This is a genomic window from Shewanella zhangzhouensis, assembly GCF_019457615.1.
Lineage (GTDB): Bacteria > Pseudomonadota > Gammaproteobacteria > Enterobacterales > Shewanellaceae > Shewanella > Shewanella zhangzhouensis.
On record NZ_CP080414.1, the window covers coordinates 1,824,471 to 1,846,280 of the forward strand.

At 55.8% G+C, this 21,810-nt stretch carries 17 protein-coding genes; 8 read left to right on the plus strand and 9 right to left on the minus strand.

Annotated features, from left to right (window positions below; genetic code table 11):
* Window positions 1-179 precede the first annotated feature (179 nt).
* From K0H63_RS07890 to arsB, 5 genes are all read left to right on the plus strand, one after another.
* Entirely contained in the window at window positions 180-1,271 is a 1,092-nt protein-coding gene (locus tag K0H63_RS07890) for a DUF2157 domain-containing protein (RefSeq protein WP_220067463.1), read from the plus strand.
* Window positions 1,261-2,307, plus strand: coding sequence for a DUF4401 domain-containing protein (locus K0H63_RS07895; RefSeq protein ID WP_220067464.1), 1,047 nt, complete (start codon window positions 1,261-1,263; stop codon window positions 2,305-2,307). The genes K0H63_RS07890 and K0H63_RS07895 overlap by 11 nt, the downstream gene beginning before the upstream one ends.
* A complete protein-coding gene (locus K0H63_RS07900; RefSeq protein WP_220067465.1) occupies window positions 2,304-2,804 on the plus strand; it encodes a GDYXXLXY domain-containing protein in 501 nt (166 codons plus the stop codon). The genes K0H63_RS07895 and K0H63_RS07900 overlap by 4 nt, the downstream gene beginning before the upstream one ends.
* Before the next feature lie 259 nt (window positions 2,805-3,063).
* Window positions 3,064-5,898, plus strand: a complete 2,835-nt coding sequence (locus tag K0H63_RS07905; RefSeq protein WP_220067466.1) for an ExeM/NucH family extracellular endonuclease — start codon at window positions 3,064-3,066, stop codon at window positions 5,896-5,898.
* A gap of 384 nt (window positions 5,899-6,282) precedes the next feature.
* Window positions 6,283-7,359: an ACR3 family arsenite efflux transporter gene (gene arsB / locus K0H63_RS07910; RefSeq protein ID WP_220067467.1), complete on the plus strand. Its 1,077-nt coding sequence runs from the start codon at window positions 6,283-6,285 to the stop codon at window positions 7,357-7,359.
* Window positions 7,360-7,499: 140 nt separating this feature from the next.
* On the opposite strand, the gene K0H63_RS07915 is transcribed toward arsB, so the two are convergent.
* The 7 genes from K0H63_RS07915 to K0H63_RS07945 form a co-directional block, all read right to left on the minus strand.
* Window positions 7,500-7,817 (minus strand): YdbL family probable chaperone protein, encoded by a 318-nt coding sequence (locus K0H63_RS07915; protein WP_220067468.1) that lies wholly within the window; start codon window positions 7,815-7,817, stop codon window positions 7,500-7,502.
* Window positions 7,818-7,829: 12 nt separating this feature from the next.
* Window positions 7,830-7,988, minus strand: a complete 159-nt coding sequence (locus tag K0H63_RS07920) for a YnbE family lipoprotein (RefSeq protein ID WP_083766438.1) — start codon at window positions 7,986-7,988, stop codon at window positions 7,830-7,832.
* A gap of 41 nt (window positions 7,989-8,029) precedes the next feature.
* Window positions 8,030-11,263: an intermembrane phospholipid transport YdbH family protein gene (locus K0H63_RS07925; protein WP_220067469.1), complete on the minus strand. Its 3,234-nt coding sequence runs from the start codon at window positions 11,261-11,263 to the stop codon at window positions 8,030-8,032.
* A 137-nt stretch (window positions 11,264-11,400) separates the two neighbouring features.
* A complete protein-coding gene (locus tag K0H63_RS07930; protein ID WP_220067470.1) occupies window positions 11,401-12,792 on the minus strand; it encodes an aspartate aminotransferase family protein in 1,392 nt (463 codons plus the stop codon).
* 216 nt (window positions 12,793-13,008) lie between these two features.
* Window positions 13,009-14,073, minus strand: a complete 1,065-nt coding sequence (locus tag K0H63_RS07935) for a DUF3083 family protein (protein ID WP_220067471.1) — start codon at window positions 14,071-14,073, stop codon at window positions 13,009-13,011.
* Window positions 14,074-14,272: 199 nt separating this feature from the next.
* Window positions 14,273-15,406: a DUF481 domain-containing protein gene (locus tag K0H63_RS07940; protein WP_220067472.1), complete on the minus strand. Its 1,134-nt coding sequence runs from the start codon at window positions 15,404-15,406 to the stop codon at window positions 14,273-14,275.
* Window positions 15,407-15,517: 111 nt separating this feature from the next.
* The gene (locus tag K0H63_RS07945; RefSeq protein WP_258405676.1) at window positions 15,518-16,144 is read right to left on the minus strand and encodes an arylesterase; all 627 of its coding nucleotides are present in this window, start codon (window positions 16,142-16,144) and stop codon (window positions 15,518-15,520) included.
* On the opposite strand from K0H63_RS07945, the gene K0H63_RS07950 reads away from it, so the two are divergent.
* Both K0H63_RS07950 and K0H63_RS07955 read left to right on the plus strand, forming a co-directional pair.
* Window positions 16,134-16,883 carry an ABC transporter ATP-binding protein gene (locus K0H63_RS07950; protein WP_220067473.1) on the plus strand — a complete coding sequence of 250 codons (750 nt, stop codon included), beginning with the start codon at window positions 16,134-16,136 and terminating at the stop codon, window positions 16,881-16,883. The genes K0H63_RS07945 and K0H63_RS07950 overlap by 11 nt on opposite strands.
* Complete coding sequence (locus tag K0H63_RS07955; RefSeq protein ID WP_220067474.1) at window positions 16,877-19,333, plus strand: ABC transporter permease; 2,457 nt, start codon at window positions 16,877-16,879, stop codon at window positions 19,331-19,333. The genes K0H63_RS07950 and K0H63_RS07955 overlap by 7 nt, the downstream gene beginning before the upstream one ends.
* A 3-nt stretch (window positions 19,334-19,336) precedes the next feature.
* Here K0H63_RS07955 and K0H63_RS07960 read toward each other — a convergent pair whose 3' ends face one another.
* Window positions 19,337-20,224 (minus strand): TIGR01777 family oxidoreductase, encoded by an 888-nt coding sequence (locus tag K0H63_RS07960; RefSeq protein WP_220067475.1) that lies wholly within the window; start codon window positions 20,222-20,224, stop codon window positions 19,337-19,339.
* Between the two features lie 58 nt (window positions 20,225-20,282).
* Window positions 20,283-20,651, minus strand: a complete 369-nt coding sequence (gene folX / locus K0H63_RS07965; protein ID WP_220067476.1) for a dihydroneopterin triphosphate 2'-epimerase — start codon at window positions 20,649-20,651, stop codon at window positions 20,283-20,285.
* Between the two features lie 130 nt (window positions 20,652-20,781).
* Here folX and K0H63_RS07970 point away from each other — a divergent pair, with 130 nt between their 5' ends.
* A complete protein-coding gene (locus tag K0H63_RS07970) occupies window positions 20,782-21,807 on the plus strand; it encodes an AI-2E family transporter (RefSeq protein WP_220067851.1) in 1,026 nt (341 codons plus the stop codon).
* The last annotated feature ends 3 nt before the right edge of the window (window positions 21,808-21,810 follow it).

Below are 21,810 nucleotides of genomic sequence, written 5' to 3' on the forward strand. Positions count from 1 at the left end.
GAGACAATGGTTCAGCTACGGGCAAGCATAACCCGAGCACACTCAAGTTTAAAATAGACCTTTGACGCATGATTGACGGTAAAATTCATCGAGGCAGGTCCCTTTAAGCGCTCTGCATTAGGCACGGATGGGTAGCAGGCAGGGATGAGCCTTATGAAGAAAATCAACCAGGAGCAAGTATGCAGGGAAACGCAGCGCCACCCGATAAACCCAGTCCTATGGAGCCGCCACTCTTGCCGGCGTCTCCCTCTGTTCGTGCTCAGTTGACACATTGGCTCGATGGTGGATATTTACGCAAGGGCGCCCTATCTCAATTGCCCGCGCTGGTGGAAACCTGTGAGTCCCGGTATCCACAACACTGGTTAAAGCCCCTTTACACCATGATGCTGTACCTGGGTGCCTTGTCCCTGGGGGCCGGGATTATTTTCTTTTTTGCCTATAACTGGGCGAGCCTGCACCATTTTGCCAAATTCGCCCTGGTGGAAGCGGCCATAGCATTCGCTGTGCTGGGCCTGTATACCGTGAGTCGGTTAGCGCCGGGAAGACAGGTCTCTTATTGGCTTACGGGTGCCCTGTTACTGCTGCTGGACCTGCTGGTGGGCGCCTTGTTGGCGCTGGTGGGACAGGTCTATCAAACCGGCGCCGATCCCTGGCAGCTCTTTGCCATTTGGGCGGCATTTACCTTGCTGCCCGCACTCGCATATCGCAGCGATATGCTCTGGAGCGCCTTTTGGGCTCAGAGCAATCTGGCGCTGTGGCTCCATTTTGCCGATCTTGGCAGCCTCTGGGGCATAGTGGCTGACTTCGGTTGGGCGATACTCATTATTGCTGTCTGTAACCTGGGCCTGCATGGGCTCCTTGAAGTCGGGCAAAGACGCAGGTTGCGCCTATTTACCCAGCCCTTTGCCAATAACCTGGCGCTGACGACGGGCGTGGCAGGTTTAGCCTGGTTTGGTGCCTATCACACCCTGGATAGCCGACTTGGCTGGCAACATGGGGCACTCTTTTTCGCGCTGCTGGCCCTGGTGCCACTGCTGTATCTTGTGTATCGGCGATGGTGCCTGCGGGTGACGGCGCTGGGCATTTGGGGCTTTGCCATCATTGCCGAGTCAAGCATGCTGCTGGCGAGGCTGCTGTTTGAGGGAGGCGAGCCAGCGGGCAGTTTTTTGCTGGTGGGCTGCTATGTGATTGGTTGCAGCAGCGGCCTTGCTATTTATCTCAAGGGCCTGGTTCGGGATGGCAAGCTGCAGGAGATGCAACATGGTGAATAAATCGAAGCTTTGGCAGGGGCTTGTTGAGCAAGGCCTGACAACCCGGGACACCTTGCCCGAGCATCATCATGGACCTCTGTGGTTAACCCTGCTTACCGGCTTGTCCGGTTGGGTCGCCGCCTTCTTTTTTCTGGGGTTTTCTGTGGTCCTGGTGGAAGAGTTTTCCCGGTTTGAAGACAAGATGGCCTTGGTGGTGGGGCTGATTTACGCCGTTATCGCCAGGGGCATTTACAGCCAGAGCAAGGGAGTGGAGTTTCTCATTCAGCTTGGTTTTGCCATTAACCTTGCCGCCATGCTCGCGACCCTGTGGGGGCTTGCCCATTACTTTGACGATCCAGGTGTTGTGTATTGGTTGTCCGGTGCTTGCCTGCTGGCGCTGAACGGCTGGTTTTGCCGTTATGGCGCTGATGGGCAGCTGTCGGTATTTGGTGCTCTGGTGCTGCTGACCCAGGCTTTCGACAGTGTGAAGTGCGCGCAGTGGGTGTTACCGGTATTGATACTGGGGCTGGGGTTGGTCAATGGCCTTTGGCAGCCCTGGATACGCCTGCGCCTTTGGGGTTTGCACCCGTTCGCGCGGCGATTATCCCATGGGATGGTGCTGCTGGTGCTGACATTACCCCTGGTGCTGGATGAGCAGCTGCTGTATCTGGGGACTGGCTGGGCACTCGCGGGGCAGGACGGTTGGGCGCTCAGCATCGCCAAGGCCGCCAGTTACCTGATGTTCATCATCTTTTGTGCCGCCATACTCCGGCGGCTCAAGGTGCCGGTGTTGGGCATGATATTGGGCACACTGGGTTTAACGCTGCTTTTCAGCCAGTTTTCCGGGCTGGCCCTTGCCATGGTACTGTGGCTCTTTGGTTGGCTTCGCCGGGAGCGGCTCTATGTGCTACTGGCCTCTATGGGGGCGCTCCTCTATTTCAGTGCTTACTACTATGAGTTGTCGCTGACTCTCCTGTACAAATCCATCGTGCTGATGGGGCTGGGTATCCTGTTACTGTCGGTGGGATTTATTCTTTCTCGCAGGGAGGCATCATGAAAGGACATCACGCATTCTGGTTAACCCTCATCGCCACTTTCGGGTTGTTGGCGGTAATTAATGTCGACATTGCCTCAAAGGAGCGGCAGCTTGCCGAGGGCACAGTGGTGCGGTTTGCGTTGGCTCCCGTCGACCCAAGATCTTTAATGCAGGGCGACTATATGGCGCTCGCATATGCACTCGAAACGCCCATATTGGGCGCCCTGACCGAGGAAGAGCGTGCCGGCAGCCTGAATGCTTATGTGTGGGTGACCCTGGATGAGCATGCCCAGGCGCACTTTGTCGCCATTGACCGAGGGGAGCCAAAGCCTGCCGATGTGCAGCGCGTACAATTCCGGCTGCGGGACGGACAAATAAAGCTGGCCAGCAACGCCTGGTTTTTTGAAGAAGGCAGTGCTGCGCGCTTCGATATCGCCAGGTACGGTGAGTTCCGCTTGGGCGATGATGGCACAGTGCTGCTCAGCGCCCTGCTGGACGAGCAATTCAATGTGTTATAGCTATAAAAATTAGCCAGGTTGTGTAATGGGAGCAGGGTCTGGAAGGCTACTGGAACGCACCGTCCTTAGCCGGGTTTGATACTTTCTGAGGTTAACCATACAAAAGTGGTAATTGCTTTACATATGACACCCATCTGTAACATTTCTGATGTAGAATCGGTTCCGATTTTCACAGAATGTCTGGGTAAATCAATACGATAAAGTATGTTGTGCGGATAATTATATAAAAAGCACATCCACAATTTTTAGGGGTTAACACATGAAAACCAAAGCGTCCCTGGTCGCTCTGGCGTTGGCGGGTGTCTCTGCCAATGTCTTTGCCGCCGACAACCTCGTCATTTCCGAATATGTCGAAGGTTCCAGTAACAACAAAGCCATTGAACTCTACAATCCAACCGCGGCTGCGGTAGACCTGAGCCAATATCAGCTTAAGTTCTACTTTAACGGCAACACCACCGCAGGCAGCAACATTGCTCTCAGCGGGATCCTGGCCCCCGGCGCCACCTTTGTGGTTGCCGACAACGATGCCAGCGCTGACATTTTAAGCCGTACCCAACTTGCCAGTAATGCCAGCTTCTTTAACGGTGATGATGCCATAGTGCTTGAACACCTTGGCAGTGTTATCGACAGCCTGGGCCAGATTGGTGTGGACCCCGGCAGCCAGTGGGGCAGCGGTTTGTTGTCCACTGCCGACAACACCCTGCGCCGTGATGCCGCCAACCTGATTGCTGACACAGATCCCTTCGATGCTGTGACCTTAAGCACCTGGATTGGGTTTGAGCAGGACGATTTCTCCAACCTGGGCCAGTTTTCCAGCGGTCCAACTGACCCCACTGACCCAACTGACCCACCGGCAGAGGGCCTGGTGTGCGGTACGTCCGCCACTGCCATCCACAGCATTCAGGGCGCAGATGCAGCCAGCCCTCTGGTTGGCCAAATTGTAGAAGTGGAAGCCCTGGTCGTCAGTAATCAGGAGGCAGGCCTCAAGGGCGTGTTCCTGCAAATGGCGGACGCCGAGCAGGATAGCGATGCACAAACCTCCGAAGGTGTGTTCCTGTATACCGGCAACGCACCTACTGGCTATCAGGTGGGCGACCGGGTTCGCGTCAAAGCCAAGGTGGTGGAATATCAGGGCCTGACCGAGCTGACTAACCTCACCGACAAGACGCTTTGCGCCACGGCTCAGCCGCTGCCAACTGCTGCCGCCCTTAGCCTGCCGGTAACCGATGTGACCGAGCTTGAAGCCTTTGAAGGCATGCTGGTTAATTTCAGCCAGAATCTGGTGGTGAATGAGGTTTATAACCTGGGCCGCTACGGCGAAATCATGTTGGGTGGCAGTCGTCACTTTATCGGTACTCAGGTTGCTGCCCCCGGCGCCGATGCCGTTGCCGTCACCGCCGCCAACCAGCGTGACAGCATTTTGCTGGACGATGGCCGCACCAGCCAGAATCCTGATCCCGTGATTTACCCTGCGCCCGGCCTCAGTGCCACCAACACTGTGCGTGTAGGTGATACCGTGACCAACCTGACTGCCGTCATGCACTATGGTTTTGGTGTGTACCGCCTGATGCCAGTGGATACAGTCAACTTTGTTGCCAGCAATCCGCGTGCCGATGCACCGGCGCTGGATGCGGGTAACCTCAAGGTCGCCAGCTTCAACGTGCTGAATTACTTCAATGGTGATGGCCTGGGCGGCGGTTTCCCCACCGCGCGCGGTGCCAATACCGCCGTGGAATTTGAGCGCCAGCGCGCGAAAATCATCAGTGCCATGAAGGCCATCGATGCCGATGTACTGGGCCTGATGGAAATCGAAAATGATGGCTTCGGCAGCGAGTCGGCCATTGCCGATCTGGTCAACGGTTTGAATGCCGCCACCGAAGCGGGTCGCTACAGCTATATCAATCCGGGTGTGGCAGCCATAGGCACAGATGCCATCAGCGTGGGTATCATCTATCGCGCTGACCGGGTGACGCCAGAAGGCGCTGCCGCCATTCTCGACAGCAGCAACTCGGCTGTGGATGAAGAAGGCAAGGTACTGTTCAACGACCAGAAAAACCGCCCCATGCTGGCTCAGGCCTTCCGTCATCTGGAAACTGACGAGTCTGTGGTGGTTGCGGTAAACCACTTCAAGTCCAAGGGCAGTGACTGTGTGGCCGAAAATGACCCGGATCTGGGTGATGGCCAGGGCAACTGCAACCTGACCCGTACCCGCGCCGCCAAAGCCGTGGGAGAGTTCCTGAACACTGAGTTTGCTGACGCCCCTGTGCTGGTGATTGGCGACCTTAACTCCTACGCCATGGAAAACCCACTGACGGCATTGAATGAGGCCGGGCTGACCGAGCTCTTTGCTCATCTGGGTAAAGAAGCGGCCTACTCTTATGTGTTCTCCGGTGAGTCTGGTCAGCTCGACCATGCACTGGCGAGCGCCGCCTTGCTGGACAAGGTGGTGGATGTGACCGAATGGCACATCAACACCGACGAGCCACGCATTCTTGACTACAACGTCGAGTTCAAGAGTGCAGGGCAGGTGGAGTCCCTCTACAGCATGGATGCCTATCGTTCATCGGATCACGACCCCGTGGTGATTTCACTGCAGCTGGAACGCGCCAATGAACTGCCTGTTGCCAACTTCAGCTATGAGGTGCGTGGTCGCAAGGCGGCGTTCGTGGCCAATGCCACCGATGCCGATGGTGACATAGTCGCCATTCACTGGAACTTTGGTGATGGTACTGAGGCCATGGGGGATGCGGTTGAGCACAAGTTTGCCAAGCGCGGTGTGTATCAGGTGAGCCTGACCGTGACCGATAATCTGGGTGGCAGCACCACGGTGACACAGCAGGTAGGGGTTGGCGTAAACGCCGACAATCAGGCGCCTGTGGCTGCCATCGAACATCTGGATTTTGGTCTGTTCCATGTGTTCGTTTCAGCAAGCTACGATACCGATGGTCGCATCCGCAAGCAGCTGTGGCAGTTTAACGACGGCGTCCGTTTCGCAAGCTCCGTGGTGCTGCGCCGCGCTGGCCGTGCCACTGAGGTCAACCTCACAGTGACTGACAACGATGGGGCTACCGACAGCACCAGCTTAAGCTTTTAAGCACACAGCAAACGGTCTGCACTCTGGCTGACTGGCTGTTCAGGAGATGCTGACCGCTTGGCCCTTTGAAAAGTAAGGGCAGAAAAAGCCGGCGCCATGCGCCGGTTTTTTATTTGAGTTCGCCCCTCACCCCACTGACACCTCCGCCCAAGGGAGCTGGGTATTCATGGCGGTATGATGGTCTGGGATGGTTCATCCTGCGCTTTGTTCATGGTTTTGCGAGTCGAACAAAAACGAAAATCTGCGACTTAATCGTGCTTTCTTCGGGGTATTGGGGCGTACATTGGCCTTATGAAGGTATGCATTCTTGATGGTGGCCCTGATGTCGATTGGTTTACCATGTCATTGATATTATGAATTATCTGAATTTTGTGGAGTCTTTCGATGACGACCAATAGTTGTACTGATTTGCCAATCAGCCAAAAGATGAGTTTTCTCGACCGCAATCTGACCCTGTGGATCTTTGTCGCCATGGCCTTGGGGGTGGCACTGGGCTATCTGTTTCCCGGTATTGCGCAGCTTAATGAGGCAATGTCCGTTGGCTCTACCAACGTGCCGCTGGCGATTGGCCTCATCCTGATGATGTATCCACCACTTGCCAAGGTGAACTATGCCACCATGGGCACCATGGCAAGGGATCGCCGTGCCATCACCCTGTCGCTGCTGATGAACTGGTTGATTGGTCCGATATTGATGTTTGCCATAGCGCTGCTGTTTTTACGGGACTACCCGGGTTATATGGTCGGCCTGATTTTGATTGGCCTTGCCCGCTGTATCGCCATGGTGCTGGTATGGAATGACCTTGCCGGCGGCAGCAAGGAATATGGTGCAGGACTGGTGGCCTTAAACAGTGCGTTTCAAATTCTGACCTACAGCTTTATGGCGTGGCTGTTTATTACAGTCCTGCCCCCACTGTTTGGGCTGCAGGGGTTTGCCGTGGATATCACCATGCTGGATATTGCCAAGAGCGTGCTGATTTATCTGGGTATTCCCTTTATTGCTGGTTTCCTGAGCCGTAAATACCTGATTAGGGCGAAGGGCGAGCAGTGGTACACAGAACGCTTTATCCCGGCTATTTCACCCATCACGCTGATAGCGCTCCTGGCAACCATAGTGCTGATGTTCAGTCTCAAGGGGGAAATGATAGTGCAGCTGCCCATGGATGTGCTGCGGGTGGCCCTTCCTCTGGTGCTCTACTTTGTGCTGATGTTTTTCTCCAGCTTCTTTATTGGTAAAAAGCTTGGGCTTCCCTACGATAAAAACGCCTCCATAGCCTTTACCGCCACGGGAAATAACTTTGAGTTGGCCATTGCCGTTTCGATTGCGGTATTCGGTTTGAGTTCAGATCAGGCGTTTGCCGGTGTGATAGGTCCGCTGGTGGAGGTACCTGTGCTTATCCTGCTGGTTAACCTGGCCCTTCGCTTCAAGCGGCATTACGCCAAGTCTATGAGTGCGTCCTGACGCCTATGGCGCTAACGCTGAATCACTCCGAGCCTTAGATCCAGTGACCAATACCCCAAGGATAGTAATCAATGGCGGAGTACCCGGGATTTGGGTACTCCGCCAGGTCGTGAAACGCTGTTTGTGCTAATGGCGAAAAACTATTTCTTTATCCACTTCCCCGAAGGGTCCTGAATAAAGTGTCCCTTGTCGGCTGCTTTGATGGCCTTTTCGGCGGCGAGTTTCGCCACATCTGAGGTGGCAATCTTGTTTTTGGCTGCAATTTTTTCGTAGTGGGCGCGGCGCTTGGTGTTCACTTCGTCCATCAGCGCACGGGCGTCAGGGTTGTCTTTTACCAGGCCCAGGTAGCCATTTTGCTGCTCACCCAAAAAACCTTCCGATTTGGCCTGCTGCAGATCCATGGCAAACACATTGAAAGAAAGCAGGGCGGCGGCTGTCATCAGTATCCATCTTTTCATCGCATTCTCCGGTCAGAACAGCTGGTCGTCGGCGAGCAGGGCATCAAGCTCCTTGTCCACCTTGATGCGGATTTCGTGTTCAATTTTCACGTTTAGATTAATAACAATTGGCTTGTCGGGCGGCTCAATTTTGACCGTCGGCGAGCAGGCTGTTATCAGTAGCGCCATCATGGCGATAAGGCCGGGTGCGACTAATTTCACGGGCGAGTCCCTCAGTTAACACTCTGTTCAATATGACTTTGCAGCTTTTCGCTTATAGTCAGGCTTCGGATAAGCTGCAGTAAGTTCTCTTCATGAGAGTAATTCAAGTGTATAGGGCGTTCAATGCCCTCACTCTTACCCTTTACTTCGACACTGATGAGGGCATCGCCGCTCTCTACCATGTCGAAGCTGCCGGCAAGGCTCGAATAATCAAGATGCTTAAGGGCATCAAATACCAGCGCCAGATGGGGCTGTGACGCCACCAGTTCATCCACCGCCGGGTTGTTGGAGACTTCTATCAATCCACCCGGAGCGCGGGCGGCAATGCGGCCCCCGCTGACGCTGACTTTGCGTTCTCGCACATCCACCGGCAGTACACCATCAAAAATACCATCGGCGCGGATGCCTTCTACCGGCTGCAGCGCCAGCAGTTCCTTGAGGCTAAGGCCTGTGAGTACCAGATAGGCGTGGGAGGGGTGTTTGAGGTTGAGTTTGAACAGGGGGAGTAAAAACTCGCCCTCCAGCAATTTGCCGCGGCTGGTCAGGTCGATATCAAACTCGGATAAGGTGCCATCCTCGGCACTTTGCAGCGCAAGTGTACCCTGACCACGGATATCGCTGAGAATGATACCCGGCTGAAAATGGGCAAGGGACCAGCTCAGGTTGTCGCAGCCCAGGCGAAAATCACTGTCACGGCGTTTGTCCTGAAACAGGCCGCAGGTGGCACTGAGGTTGCCGCCCCGAAATGGATAGCTGCCCACGCTGCCTTCAAGCTCTGATAAGTCGGTTTTCAGCCGAATATCTGTGGTGTGTTTTGCCAAATCCAAGGCAATCTCGGCGCTAAGGTGGGTATCGCCGGAGAGGGGGACGTCACTTGAAAAATTCAGGCTGCCGGCGAGGGCCTCACGCCAATTACCAAGGCTGTTATCGCCCTGCCAACTGGCGTTAAGCGTTTGCACGGCACCTGCTGTTAAGCCAAGTCGGTGTTGGCTCCGTAGCCGTATCGGCTGATGCTGACCAAATTGCCACTGCTCGCGGGTTTGTACCTGTCCCGGCTTAGCGGTGAGCCGCTGCGTAAGTTCTACCCAGTCCACATCGACGCGGGTGGTTTTAAGGCGCTTGCTGCCGGCACTGCGCGGCACCTGTCGCTGCGCCCTGATGTCACTGAGGCGCAGAGTTGAGGCGAGTTCCGGCATGGCTGACAAGAGCGGTTCGAGCAGTGCACGCTTTGTGGGCGCTGAGTCCAGTGGCAGTGAGAATGCCCAGGGCTTTTGTACGGAGGAGCTTAAGGTGATGTCACCCACGTCGAGTTTGGTCAGGGCCTGAGCTTGCGCTGGAGCCTGAGCTTGCGCTGGTGCTTGCGCCAAAGCCGCCTGCGTTGCGGGTTGTTGGCTGATGGACACGCCGCGCAATCTCAATTCAAGCGCTGTCCTTTGCGGCTCTGCGCCTTTCACGCCCAGCGCTACATCAAGGGACCCCGGATGGGATGCTGTGGCAGGACGGTAGCTCGCACTGATGTGGCTTGCAGGGCCTTTATTCAGATGAAACAGGCTTTCACCCAGATTTAACTGGTACTGATTTTCTGCGTGTGTGGCAGTCAGTGCGCCGCTGTCAAAGCCCAGCCTGAATGCATCAAGCTCAAGCCCAATGAGGGTTGACGTGCTTGAGCTGCCCGAATTGCCTGCGTTATCGTCTGTGGCCTCCCCAGCGCTTTTCTGTGATATCGGCTGGGATGCTTGTTTTGAAGCCAGCTGTGAAGCTAATTGAGCCGTCAGGGCTAATTGAGGCTTGTCGAGGCTGACGCTTACCGTATGGCCTGTATCTGTCGCCTGAGCTGTATCTGACACCAGTGTCAGGCCGAGCCTGGAGAACAGGTCGCTGAGAATCAGCTCGCCGTTATGGGCAAGTTTTATTTCAACGGGGCTTTGCAGGTCATTAAGCGGCTGCTGTAAATCGCCATTGATTGTGGGGGTTGCGGCCACTGCCAGCTGCCATGGGCCCGCGCTGCCATCGGCAATGATATCGGCGGTCAGGGGCTCACCGCTTGTGACGGAAATGCCCTTTGGCAAAGCGAGGCTCAGGCCAAGTGGATTTGCCTCAAGCAGCGCCGAGTCGAGCCGTGCCAGCCAGGCTTGGGGGGCTTTAGTGTCTGCGGCATTGGTCGCTGGGCCCGGGATTGTCGCTGGGTCCGGGTTTGTCGCTGGGTCCGGGTCTATCGGAAGCCTTGCCGAGTCAGCGTCAGGCTCCGGGCCAAACGCTGCCAGCAGCGCCTGGCGCTGGGAATGGCTCAATGTGGTGTTAATCCGCAGCGGGCTTAACTGGGCTCGGGCCATTCCCGCATCGACATTTGCCGTCAGTTGGGTGTCGCTCAGGCTGAAATAGACTTGCTCCAGTGCATTCAGCGTCAGGCCAGCCTCTTTAAGAGTAAGCTCACTCCTGAGCGCCGCCGTTTTCAGAATGAGGCTGCTTTGGATTGCGAGCTCACCTGTGAGGGAGGGCCCAAGTTGGGTCTCAAGCACACGCACCTGCTGCAAAAAACCAAACAGCGGGTTGTCCGGTGTGATGGGCAGGGCCGTATCGGCCAGTCGTTTGAGTAACCCATGGGCGGCAGGCAGCGATAGCCCCAGCTCCGTTTGCCAGGCGTCTTTCCCCAATGTTGCTTGTAAATCCAGTATTTTATGGCCATCCGGGTTGGCGATGCGGCTGAACAGCTTTCTGTCTTCACTGAGTGACAGGTAGTCCAGTCGCAGCAGCTTACCTTGTTGGGTGTCTATCTCCACAGGGCCCAGTGCAATATGGGGCAGCTTGTTCAAATTCAGGGCCATGGCGGGCCTGTCGTCGGCCTGATGGGTGCCGGCGGCCATCAGTGAGCGGCTTCCCAGAAACACGTAGCTGTGCTCGAGCGCGATACTTTGGGGCAGGGGAAGGCTCAGTTCGCCATTAAAATAGTCGTTGATGAGTTTCTGGGTGAGCTCGGTGAGGGGCATGTCGAAGGTAATGCGCAGTCCGGCGAGCTGCAAGCGGCTGTCTTCGATGTCCAGATTGAGGTTTTCCAGCGTGATGCCCTGGGGCTCGAGTCGCCAGGCGAGGCTGTTGAGGGTGACGCCAGACTTGGCCAGCTCCTGCCGGGCAAGGGAGGTCAGCCAGTCTTTGCCCTGATACCACAGCAGCGTCGCTGTGCCCGTGATGAGCAGCAGCAAGCACAGGAGCAAGATCCCAAGCAGGCGAACAGCGCGTTTTGCCAAAGTCCCGTTACCATAAAATCCATCTATGGCGCGAGTTTAGCATGATGGGCCCCGGTAGCTACAGCCTAAAGACTGAGCCGTAAAAACACAAACGTGGGAGAACTGTGACAGTTTGGCTGCCACAGTTCTCCAGAGGCTTACAACCTGGCCCCCTCGATGGCAAGGAGGCTGGTCAGGGCTTCATCGAGTGTGCTGACCAGCTTGTCGACATCGGCAACGCTGGTGTGGGGGCAGCACAGCGTCATGTTGTGGAACGGGGTTATCAGAATGCCGCGGTTGATAAAGTACAAATGCAATGCCATTTGCAGCTCATCGTGGAATGCGGCTTCGGCCTCGGCGCCGGTGCGCGGCGGTGTCTGGCAGAACTGAAATTCGCAGCGGGCGCCAAGCTCGGTCACAGACCAGTGCAGCCTGTGCTTCGCGATAACATCGCGAAAGCCTGCAGCGAGGCGTTTTGCCAATGGCAGCATATGGTCGTATGCGCTTTGATTCATCACCTCTTCCAGATTGGCACGCATGCAGTGCATGGCGAGCGCATTGGCCGACAGTGTGGTGCCCATGCCGCTGTGACCATGGCCGTGGGACTGCTGATTGATTCTGGCTTTGGCTGCCTGCATGGCCTGACTCATGGCCTCGCTGCAACCGAATACGCCGCAGGGCACGCCGCCGGCGACGGGTTTGCCCATGACGAAGAAGTCAGGGTCGAGTTGCCACAGACGCGTACAGCCACCTATGTCGGTGGAAATGGTGTGGGTTTCATCAACCACAAACAGGGCGCCGTATTGACGGGTCAATTCACGGCACTTTTGCATAAAGCCTTCATCCGGCATCACCATCCCTATGTTGGTCATGGCCGGTTCGCACAGGAGGGCGCACACATCCCCTTGCTTCAGTGCCTGCTCGAGCGCATCAAGGTCATTGAACGGAATAGCGCGGCTGTACTGACTTAAGTCATACACCTGGCCGACCAGACCCGGGCGATGCACGGTTTGGTCACCCTGTGTGCGCACCATGACATCATCAACTGTGCCGTGGTAACAGCCGTCAAACACCAGCAAAACCGGCTTTTGGGTAATGGCCCGGGCCCAGCGCACCACATAGCGGTTGGCGTCGGTGGCGGTGGCGGTCACCTGCCAGTAAGGCAGACCAAAGCGCTCGCTTAAAATCTCGCCGCACACAATGGCATCCTCGCCGGGCAGCATGGTGGTGAGGCCCTTGGTCGACTGGCGTGCCAGCGCAGAGGCCACAGGTGCTGGCGAGTGGCCGAACATGCTGCCGGTGTCACCGAGGCAAAAATCCACATATTCGTGGCCATCCACATCCCGGAAACGTGCGCCGCTGGCGCTTTCAACAAACAGCGGAAAGGGCGTTGACCAGTCGGCCATCCAGTGCATGGGCACGCCGCCATAGAGAGATTTTTGTGCACGTTCGGCCAAACTGCGGGACTTGGGGTTTCGCTCGATGAAGTGGCCTCGCTCATGGCTCATAAACGTCTCTACGGCATGTGAACTGATCCCGCTCGCGGTCATGTGATGGCTCCTTGTTGTTTGTTTTATTGAACGCGGTGTTGATTATTATCATTGCCAGAGGGGCTTGGCAATAGCCCCCGCGTGATGGCGCACGTTAGCACCAAGGCGTTGGCTTATTCTGAATGGGAGAACAACACTGACAGGAAACAAAAAAGGAGCCCGGAGGCTCCTTTTAATCATCTTAAGCAGATGATTATGTGGCAGTGACACATGTCATCAACGCTTGTAGCTGATGTGTTGGTGGAAGCGGATAACCAGGTCCTGACGTTCGCCATCGAGATCTATGTCCCGGGCAAACTGGCGCAGTGCATCTTCCACTTCATTCATAAAGCGGCCAAACCCTGCATCTGTGTGATCTTCACTGCCGGCTGCAATCACAAAGTAGGCGGTTTCTACCAGGTTGTCCGGCTGCCAGTGGGCCAAAAACTGGGGCTCGCTGGCGTTGGGATCAAAGCCCAGCATCTGCACGCCTTTATTGGATTCCAGGCGATCAAACTTACTGTTTCTGACCAGGGGCAGCAGACCGTTGGCGACCATGGCAGCGCGTTTAAAGCCATGATCCAGTACGGCCTTCTGGAAGCTGTCCTGCAATTTTGCGTAGATATCGCCGTAGTTGCTGGGATGTTCACCACCCAGGCGCTGCTTGAGACGACGGCCCAGCGGCAGAGTCACAGTGGCGTAGCTCAGCGCGCTCACATCCGCGGGCAGCTCGCACTTGCGGGCCTTGTAGCGCTGAGGGATCCCACGCAGCTTGTAACCGTAGGTTTTCTTGTTGCCCTTGGCGCGGGCGAACAAATCGTAGGTCAGGTGCTGGTGGTCGCGGATTTTAATGGGCTGCTCCAGAGCCAGCTGGGGCGCGAGCTCTTTGAGCAGCTCCTGTACCTGGGTATGGAAACTGGCGGAGTTGGCGCGCAGCTCGTCACCCACGGCCAGGAACAGGAAACGAATTTTGCGGGTGCGGTAATCGGCGCGGGCAAACAGGTTTTGTGCTTCGTGGTAGCGGGGGTTGTAGAAGAAAATGACCTGCTGATCAGTTTCCAGACAGTAGGCCTCGGTGTGAAATCGAACAACAGGCAGTTTATCGTTGGCGATAACATGAACGTTTCGCAAGTCATGGCGTTCGGCCAGTTCGAAGAACTGTTTTGCCAGCGCCTGATAGCAGCTCATGACATCAGGATATTGGTTCAGCAGGGCGTCCGTGAGTTTGATTTCTGCCGTAATGTACTGGTTAGTACGGGCGTCCGTGGGCAGATAGACTTTTTGCTGATGGTTAAAAGACATAGTCACTCCTTGGGTACAATAACCATTGACTGGTTTCTTTGCAGCGGATCCTACCGGGGAATTGCTGCAGAAATGTTGTTCCGGCACACACTTTCGTTCACTTTATTCCCGGTGCATGAGTTTTCGCTTAAAAAGCGGGTGCTCAAGCTCGGTTGTGAGCGGGATTTCGTTGCTGTTTGGCATATGTGTGAGCTGATTCTCAAAAATCGATGCCAAACCCAATAATCAGCTGATAGTCGTTACTCTTGGGGACTGCGCCGTCGTTATCCGCCTTGGGTTTGTTGGTTCTGTCCCAGACAAGGGACACATCCAAATCAAAGATATCGGTTAAATCGATGGAAAAACCGGTGAGTGCATGGTGGGAATATCCCCCTGAGGCCTCGCTGCCATAGAGCATCTGGTAGCGGGCATTGAAGTCGATATCGTCGGTCAGCTCGTGCTCGAAGCGGGTATCCAATACCAGTGCCGCTGAGCTTTCATCTTCAGGCTCACCGGCACCCACTTCAACGAAGCGGGTATAGCTGTAGGCCGGACCGCCGCCTATGGTCCACTCGGTTTTGGATGTGTCGATAAGATCGTACCCCGCACCGGCACCCAGGGTCAGTTTGGTGTCGATATTGAGAAACGGGTCGCGGTAATACTCCACAAATACCGGGCGCAGGTAGAAACGCTTTGAGATAAACCAGTCGAAGTTACCGGCCAGCCTGTGGTTGTTTACTGTGTTTTCGCCTTCGCTTTTCGAATATTTGCCAATGTAGTCGCTGTTCAGACGCGATTCGGTTGTGCGCCGCTTAATGGAGGCGCTGGCGCTGTAATCCACCTGACTGGTGTTACCCGAACGCAGATTGGCTCCGAGGGATACTTTGGCAGACCAATAGTTTGCTTCCCGCTGTACGCCGGGAATGATAGTCAGGATTTGACTGCGGTCAAAGGGCTTTCCATCCAGCCAGGCCGATTGATTGCGGATTTCAAGCTGACCGGTGAGTGTGCTTAAGTCCACCAGGCCCACCGACAGGGTACCGGCACTTTTCAGGGCCTTGATGTCTTCCCAATCGATCATCAGGGTGTCGAGTTTATCGCTTTCAAACTCCAGTCTGTCGTCGTAGAGGTGCTTGATTTCCCCTTTGAGCAATTCATTGGAAGACAAAAGCAGCCAATCGTATTGGCTGTCGACCGAAACCTCAAAGGGCGGAGGCGCCGCCTGAGCCAGCGGCGTTTGCAGCGTAAAAATTGTGGCAATGGCGAGCAGACAGGCCAAATTGGGATTGGCGATGGCCTTGGGCACACTGGCGGCCTGCGTGGCCGTGCTGATGCCGATTGGGGATGATTTCACTTTGATGCTCCTTGCAATGTCATCCGACCGGGATTGCGTCCTTCAACAATCACTCAATACTGTTACCTAACAGCTTATAGAGGAGCCGGGCACTCTCCTCAAGTCAATCCCTCATTTGGCTGTAAGTGCGCCGCTGAAATAGGGCAGCATAATCTTGGCTATCTTTGGCTGAGCCGCTTCGTTGGGATGTATGCCATCCCTTTGCATCAGCGCCGGGTCGACAATAATGTCTGTCATGAAAAATGGCATCAGGGTAACCCCTTCACGACTCCCCAACTCTTGATAGACGTCGGCAAAGGCTTTGGCGTAGCGCCCACCGTAATTGGTGGGTACCATGACTTCGCTTAAGAGCACCCTGGCGCCGGACGCTATGCTCAGGTCAATGATTTTTGTAAGATTCTTTTTCAGCTCTGCGGGTGAAAAACCCCGCAGGCCGTCATTACCCCCCAGCATCACAAACACCAGCTCGGGTTTGGCAGACTCAAGCAGGGCGGGCAATCGGCGCAGACCACCGGCGCTGGTTTCGCCGCTTACGGCGGCATTAATCAGGGTATGGGATGGCAATTCAGGGCGCATCAAATTGATCCAGCCCTGGTTTTCTTCCATACCGTAACTTGCACTCAGGCTGTCACCGAGGATTAATATAGTTTCGGCCTTCAGGGGGAACGCCAGGACAAGGCAGGCCAGAAAAGCGGCCACACCACGGGATTTACGGAAACAGGAAAATATGTCACACATGCATGCCATCAAAGTCGTCCACCTCAAGAAAAAGGTTCAAACCCAGGAAGGGGAGCTCACTATCCTGAAAGGCGTGGATATGGAAGTCAAGCCGGGAGAAAGTGTGGCCATTATCGGGCCATCCGGCTCGGGCAAGTCCACGCTGCTGGGGCTGCTGGCGGCCCTGGATACACCCTCGGAAGGAGAGATCTGGCTGGACGGCAGCGCCTTGTCCAATCTTGGTGAAGAAGCCAAAGCGGCCCTGCGAAAGAAAAAAATCAGCTTTATTTTCCAGTCGTTTATGTTGGTTGATACCTTAACCGCCCTGGAAAACGTGATGCTGCCGGCCGAGCTTGCCGGGATGAAAGATGCCAAAGCCAAGGCCGAAGCCATGCTCGAGCGGGTAGGGCTTTCCCACCGGGTAAATCATTTGCCCAAACAGCTGTCCGGCGGCGAGCAGCAGCGGGTGGCTATTGCACGGGCCTTTATTTGTGAACCCAAGGTCCTCTTTGCCGACGAACCCACTGGCAATCTCGATGGCGGCAATGCCCACAAGGTGGCCGATATGCTGTTTGCCCTCAACGCTGAGCTTGGTACTACTCTGGTGCTGGTAACCCACGACAATCAACTGGCGCTGCGCTGCCAGCGGCAGTTCACCATGACCGAAGGCGAGCTTGCTGAGACAACCGCAGGGCAGGAAGCTTCTGGACCGGATGCAGTGGCACAGGGCGACACCAAAATGAAGGAGGCCGCATGCTGAAGTCTCTGGCATTGCGACTCTTCTGGCGCGAGCTCAGACAAGGGCAGTTGTTGCTTATCCTGTTTGCCATTTCCCTGGCCGTGCTGGCTGTTACAGGCCTTGCCCGGGTGAGTGAAAGGCTGCAGGTTGCCATCAGCGGCGAAGCGGCCAAATTTACCGCCGCCGACAGGGTAGTGGACTCACCCCAACCCCTCAGTACCGAGCTGCTGACCAGGATAGACGCTATCGGCCTTGAGCGTGCGAACAGCGTGCTATTCAACTCCATGGCCTGGTCGGGGGATGCCTTTCAATTGGTGACGGTGCGCGCCGTGGGCAACAGCTACCCGCTCAAAGGCGAAATTGAGCTGGCGGATGGTCCAACGCAGACGCTGCCTGAGGCCGGCACCCTCTGGTACGAAGGACGACTGGCGGGCCTGATTGGCCAGTCAGAGTCGCTGGAGCTGGGTGACAGGCAGTTTAAGCTAACCAAAGAAATCAAACGTTTACCCGATGCAGGCTTTAATCCCTTCGCTTCGTCACCCGTGGTGTTGATGGGCTTGGATGATGTGGCCTCCACCGGCATTGTTGGCCCCGGCAGCCGGGTCACCTATTTGTATCAGTTCAGCGGCGACAGCGCGCGCTTGGCTGAACTGGATGAGCTGCTCAAGGCCGAACTCACCAGCTCTCAGCGCCTTCGGGATGTAAAGTCCGGTGATTCCCCCATCGCCAGCGCCGTTGCCCGCGCCGAACGCTTCCTGTTATTGGCAAGTTTGCTGGGCATTGCGCTTGCCTGCGCGGCCATAGGTATCGCCGCGCAGCGATACTGCCAGCGTCACTACGACGTGGTGGCCATGTTCAAAACCTTTGGCGCTTCGGCAAAGGAAATCCGCACCCTGTTTGCGCTGCATTTGTCTTTGGTGACTGCTTTTGGCGTATTGGTGGGTATTCTTGGGGGGCTTGGGCTGGATGCGGTGATAGCCCGCTTCCTTCCGCACGAGCTGACGGTCTATGAGGCGCCGCTGCTCAGACCCGTGCTGCTTGGCGTACTGACAGGCAGCATCAGTGCACTGATGTTTTCAGCCTATCCGCTGCTGCGCCTCCTCGCCATTCCGCCCCTTCGGGTGCTTCAGCGTGAACTCACCGGGCGAAGTGCCGGTGTCTGGCTGCATGCGGCGCTGAGCCTCAGTGCCATGGCGCTGCTGGGATATGCCTATTCCCGCTCATGGCAGCTTACCGGCGCTGTGGTACTTGGGGCTTTGCTGCTGGGATTGATTTTGTTTGCGTTGGGGTTTGTTATGATCCGCCTTGGCCATGGCGCCGGGCTTAAAACCACCAATCCGCTGCAATTGGCGTTGGCGGGGCTGAGGCGCCGCGCGGCGCAAAATTCGGTGCAGCTGGTGGGCTTTTCCACCGCGTTGGTGTTGCTGCTGACCATATTTGCGTTGCGCCAGGACCTCCTGGAAGACTGGCAGCAGCAACTCCCTGAGGGGGCGCCCAACTTCTTTTTGGTGAACATCAGCCCGGAAGATGAAGCGCCCATGGCCGATTTCCTGGCTGAAAATCATATCGAACGCACTGATATTTATCCGGTTATCCGTGGCAGGCTTTCGGCCATCAACGGTGAGGCGCTCATCAGTGAACGCCAGGCCGAAGAAGGTGCTTCCGGGCGGGTAGGGATTGGCCGCGAGCTCAACATGACCTGGCGGGACAGTCTGCCACCCAATAACCGGCTGATTGCAGGCGAGTTTGATAATGCCGCTGATGGGGTGTCGGTGGAGACCAAGGTTGCCGAGCGGCTGGGGCTGAAGCTTGGGGATCGTCTCAGTTTTGTTATCGATAACCAGACCCTGGATGTGCGGGTGACCAGCTTGCGGGAAGTACGCTGGGAGACCATGCAGCCCAATTTCTTTATGATTTTTTCAAAAGAAGCCCTGGCACCCTTTGCCTACACCTCGATGCTGAGTTTTCACCTCGAAGAGGCCAAGCGGCCCCTGGTCGTGTCGCTGATTAAGCAATTCCCCACCGTATCCGTGATAGACGTAGGCGCCATGGTGGCCCAGCTCAGAAGCATAGTGTCCCAGGTGTCGCTGGCACTCGGGGTTGTGCTGGCGCTGGTAATTGCATCCAGCAGCCTGGTGCTGTGGGCGCAGACCGAAGCAGGCATGTCGGTGCGAAGACGTGAGCTTGCGGTACTGCGCACCTTTGGCGCCGGTGGTCGCTTGTTGCGGCTGGCAACCACGCTTGAGTTTGCAGTGCTTGGCGCCGTGGCAGGGATTGTGGCCGTGGTAGTCACAGAAGCCGTGCTTTATCTGCTCAAAACCTGGGTGTTCGAGCTTGGCGTGAACTGGCATCTGCAGTGGTGGCTGCAGGCCCCGCTGCTGGGGGCCGCACTGGTTGCTGTGCTCGGTTACTGGCGCTGCAGAGAGCTGTTGTCCCAGAGCTGCCTGTCGCTGCTTCGCACCGAGACCTGAGCGTTAAAGCAGATCTTCCAGCGCCTGACGTAAATAGGGAAAACGAAAGCCGAACCCCGCCTCCATTGCCCTCTGTGGGAGCACGTACTGACCGGTGAGCACCATGATGGCGGCTTCCCCCAAAAGGGCATGGAGTGCAAAGGCGGGCGCCGGGAGCAGAGCTGGGCGGTGAAGCACTTCACCCAATGTTTGCGAAAAGACTCGGTTACTCACGGGATTCGGCGCAGTTGCGTTAAAGATGCCACTGCATTTGGGGTTATTTAGCAGGAAACGTATCAGGCCAATCATATCGGCCATATGGATCCAGCTCATACCCTGTTGACCGCTGCCGATGGGGCCACCCAAACCGAGTTTGAAGGGGGGCAACATCTTGGCCAGGGCGCCGCCGTGTTTTCCAAGCACAATACCGGTGCGCAGAATACACACCCGGGTGGTGTCACTTGCGGCATCCAGTGCCAATTGCTCCCATTTTTCGCAGAGCATGTGGGTAAATTCGCTGTGAGGACTTGAGGATTCGGTGAGTGGTTGGCTACCCTGGGCACCGTAATAGCCGATAGCCGAACCACTGATAAACACCGCTGGCGGCTCGCTGCTTTGCTGGATAAGGCCCGTGAGCAAAGCGGTCATGTCCCAGCGACTGTGGCAGAGCTGTTTTTTCTGGGCGTCGCTCCAGCGTTTGCCGACAATGGGCTCTCCGGCGAGGTTGATCACGGCATCGAAACCATTGAGGTTTTCCAGTTTGTCGAGGGAGCGCAGGTAATGGTGCTGCTCGCCCAATAACTCAGCTGCGGCGCCGGTGTCCCGGGTGAGGATGGTGAGTTGGTGATCAGACAGGGCACTGACCAGTGCCCGACCAATAAAACCTGTGCCGCCTGTCAGTAATATGTTCATACGCTGCTCCGAAAAAACCGCTTCTTACAAGCATATACTCTGCAAAGGCATAATGAGATCAGGCGTCTTTGTGGTAACTGAGCTCCATGGAAACTGAATCGGCAAAACGCAGTGCGTGTGGCTTATCGACTTCCACCCGCGCGTCGATAACGCTTTCGTGCTCAGAGGCGATATCCAGTACCCGTGTGGTCAGGTGTTCAAGCAATGAAAAGCGGTTTTCTTCCACCAGGGAGATGATGCGTTTGGTGATGGTGCGATAGTTCAGTGCATCGTCCATGTTGTCGCTCATTTGAGCGCGTCCGGCGTGATAGGCGATGACCACATTGATGATAACGTCCTGTTTATTCTGGATCTCGTCCTCTTTGATACCTATATGGGTACGCAGGCGCAGATTTTTGATGCGAATCGTGGCGATCTCTGATTTCATAACCCTGTCCACTTGTCTGTCTTCAATGGAAATTGAGGGCAAGGTTAGCAAGTTTTGTTTGAAATAGAAGGATTTTATTTTGCCAAACCCCTTTGAACAGACCTCGGTAGCCTTCCGTGGTTTTGCCATCATGGCCTTCGTGGTGGTCATCCTGGCCGGCATTAAAGCGGCCAGTCCCATCGTGGTTCCTTTTGTGTTGTCGGCCTTTATTGCGGTGATCTGTAACCCGGTTATCAGTTGGATGATGCGTTTTCGGGTGCCCAAATGGCTCGCGGTGATGCTGCTGATGTTTTTTATTGTGATGTTGGGGCTTTGGCTCGCCACCCTGGTGGGCAGTTCCGTCAACGAGTTTTCCAAACAGTTGCCCCACTATCGGGATCAGCTGATCCAGCAATTCGGTTGGATATTGGAAAAGCTGCAGACGTTAAATATCCGCATTTCCAAAGAGCAGGTGCTGGCTTATTTTGACCCGGGCATGGCTCTGTCGATGACGACCAACATGCTGTCGGGGGTGGGGAACGTAATGGCGAACCTGTTCCTGATTATCCTCACCATTGTCTTTATGTTGTTCGAAGCCCAGTCCCTGCCGAAAAAAGTGCACCTGGCGCTGGATGACCCAGAGATGCGCTTGCAGCAAATCGATAAGTTTCTGCACTCGGTTAACCAATATATGGTGATTAAGACGCTGGTGAGCCTGGCTACCGGTGTCGTGGTGGGGATTGGCCTGGCGGCCATTGGCGTTGACTATGCACTGCTTTGGGCCGTGATTGCCTTTTTGTTTAACTATATCCCCAATATCGGCTCGATTATCGCTGCCATTCCCGCTATTCTGCTGGCCTTTATTCAGCTTGGTCCCGCCGCTGCCGGGGGCACAGCGCTGCTCTACCTTGGCACCAACATGGTGATGGGCAACGTGATAGAGCCCAAATTCATGGGGCGCGGACTGGGATTGTCGACCCTGGTGGTGTTCCTCAGTTTGATATTCTGGGGATGGCTCCTTGGCTCTGTGGGCATGCTCCTGTCGGTGCCCCTGACCATGATTGTAAAAATCGCCCTGGAGCGTAGCAGCAGTGGCCGCTGGCTGGCGATATTGCTCGCCGATGATGTGGACTCAGAGCTTAAACCGGCCAATGACGCACCTGTCGACAAGGGCTGAACG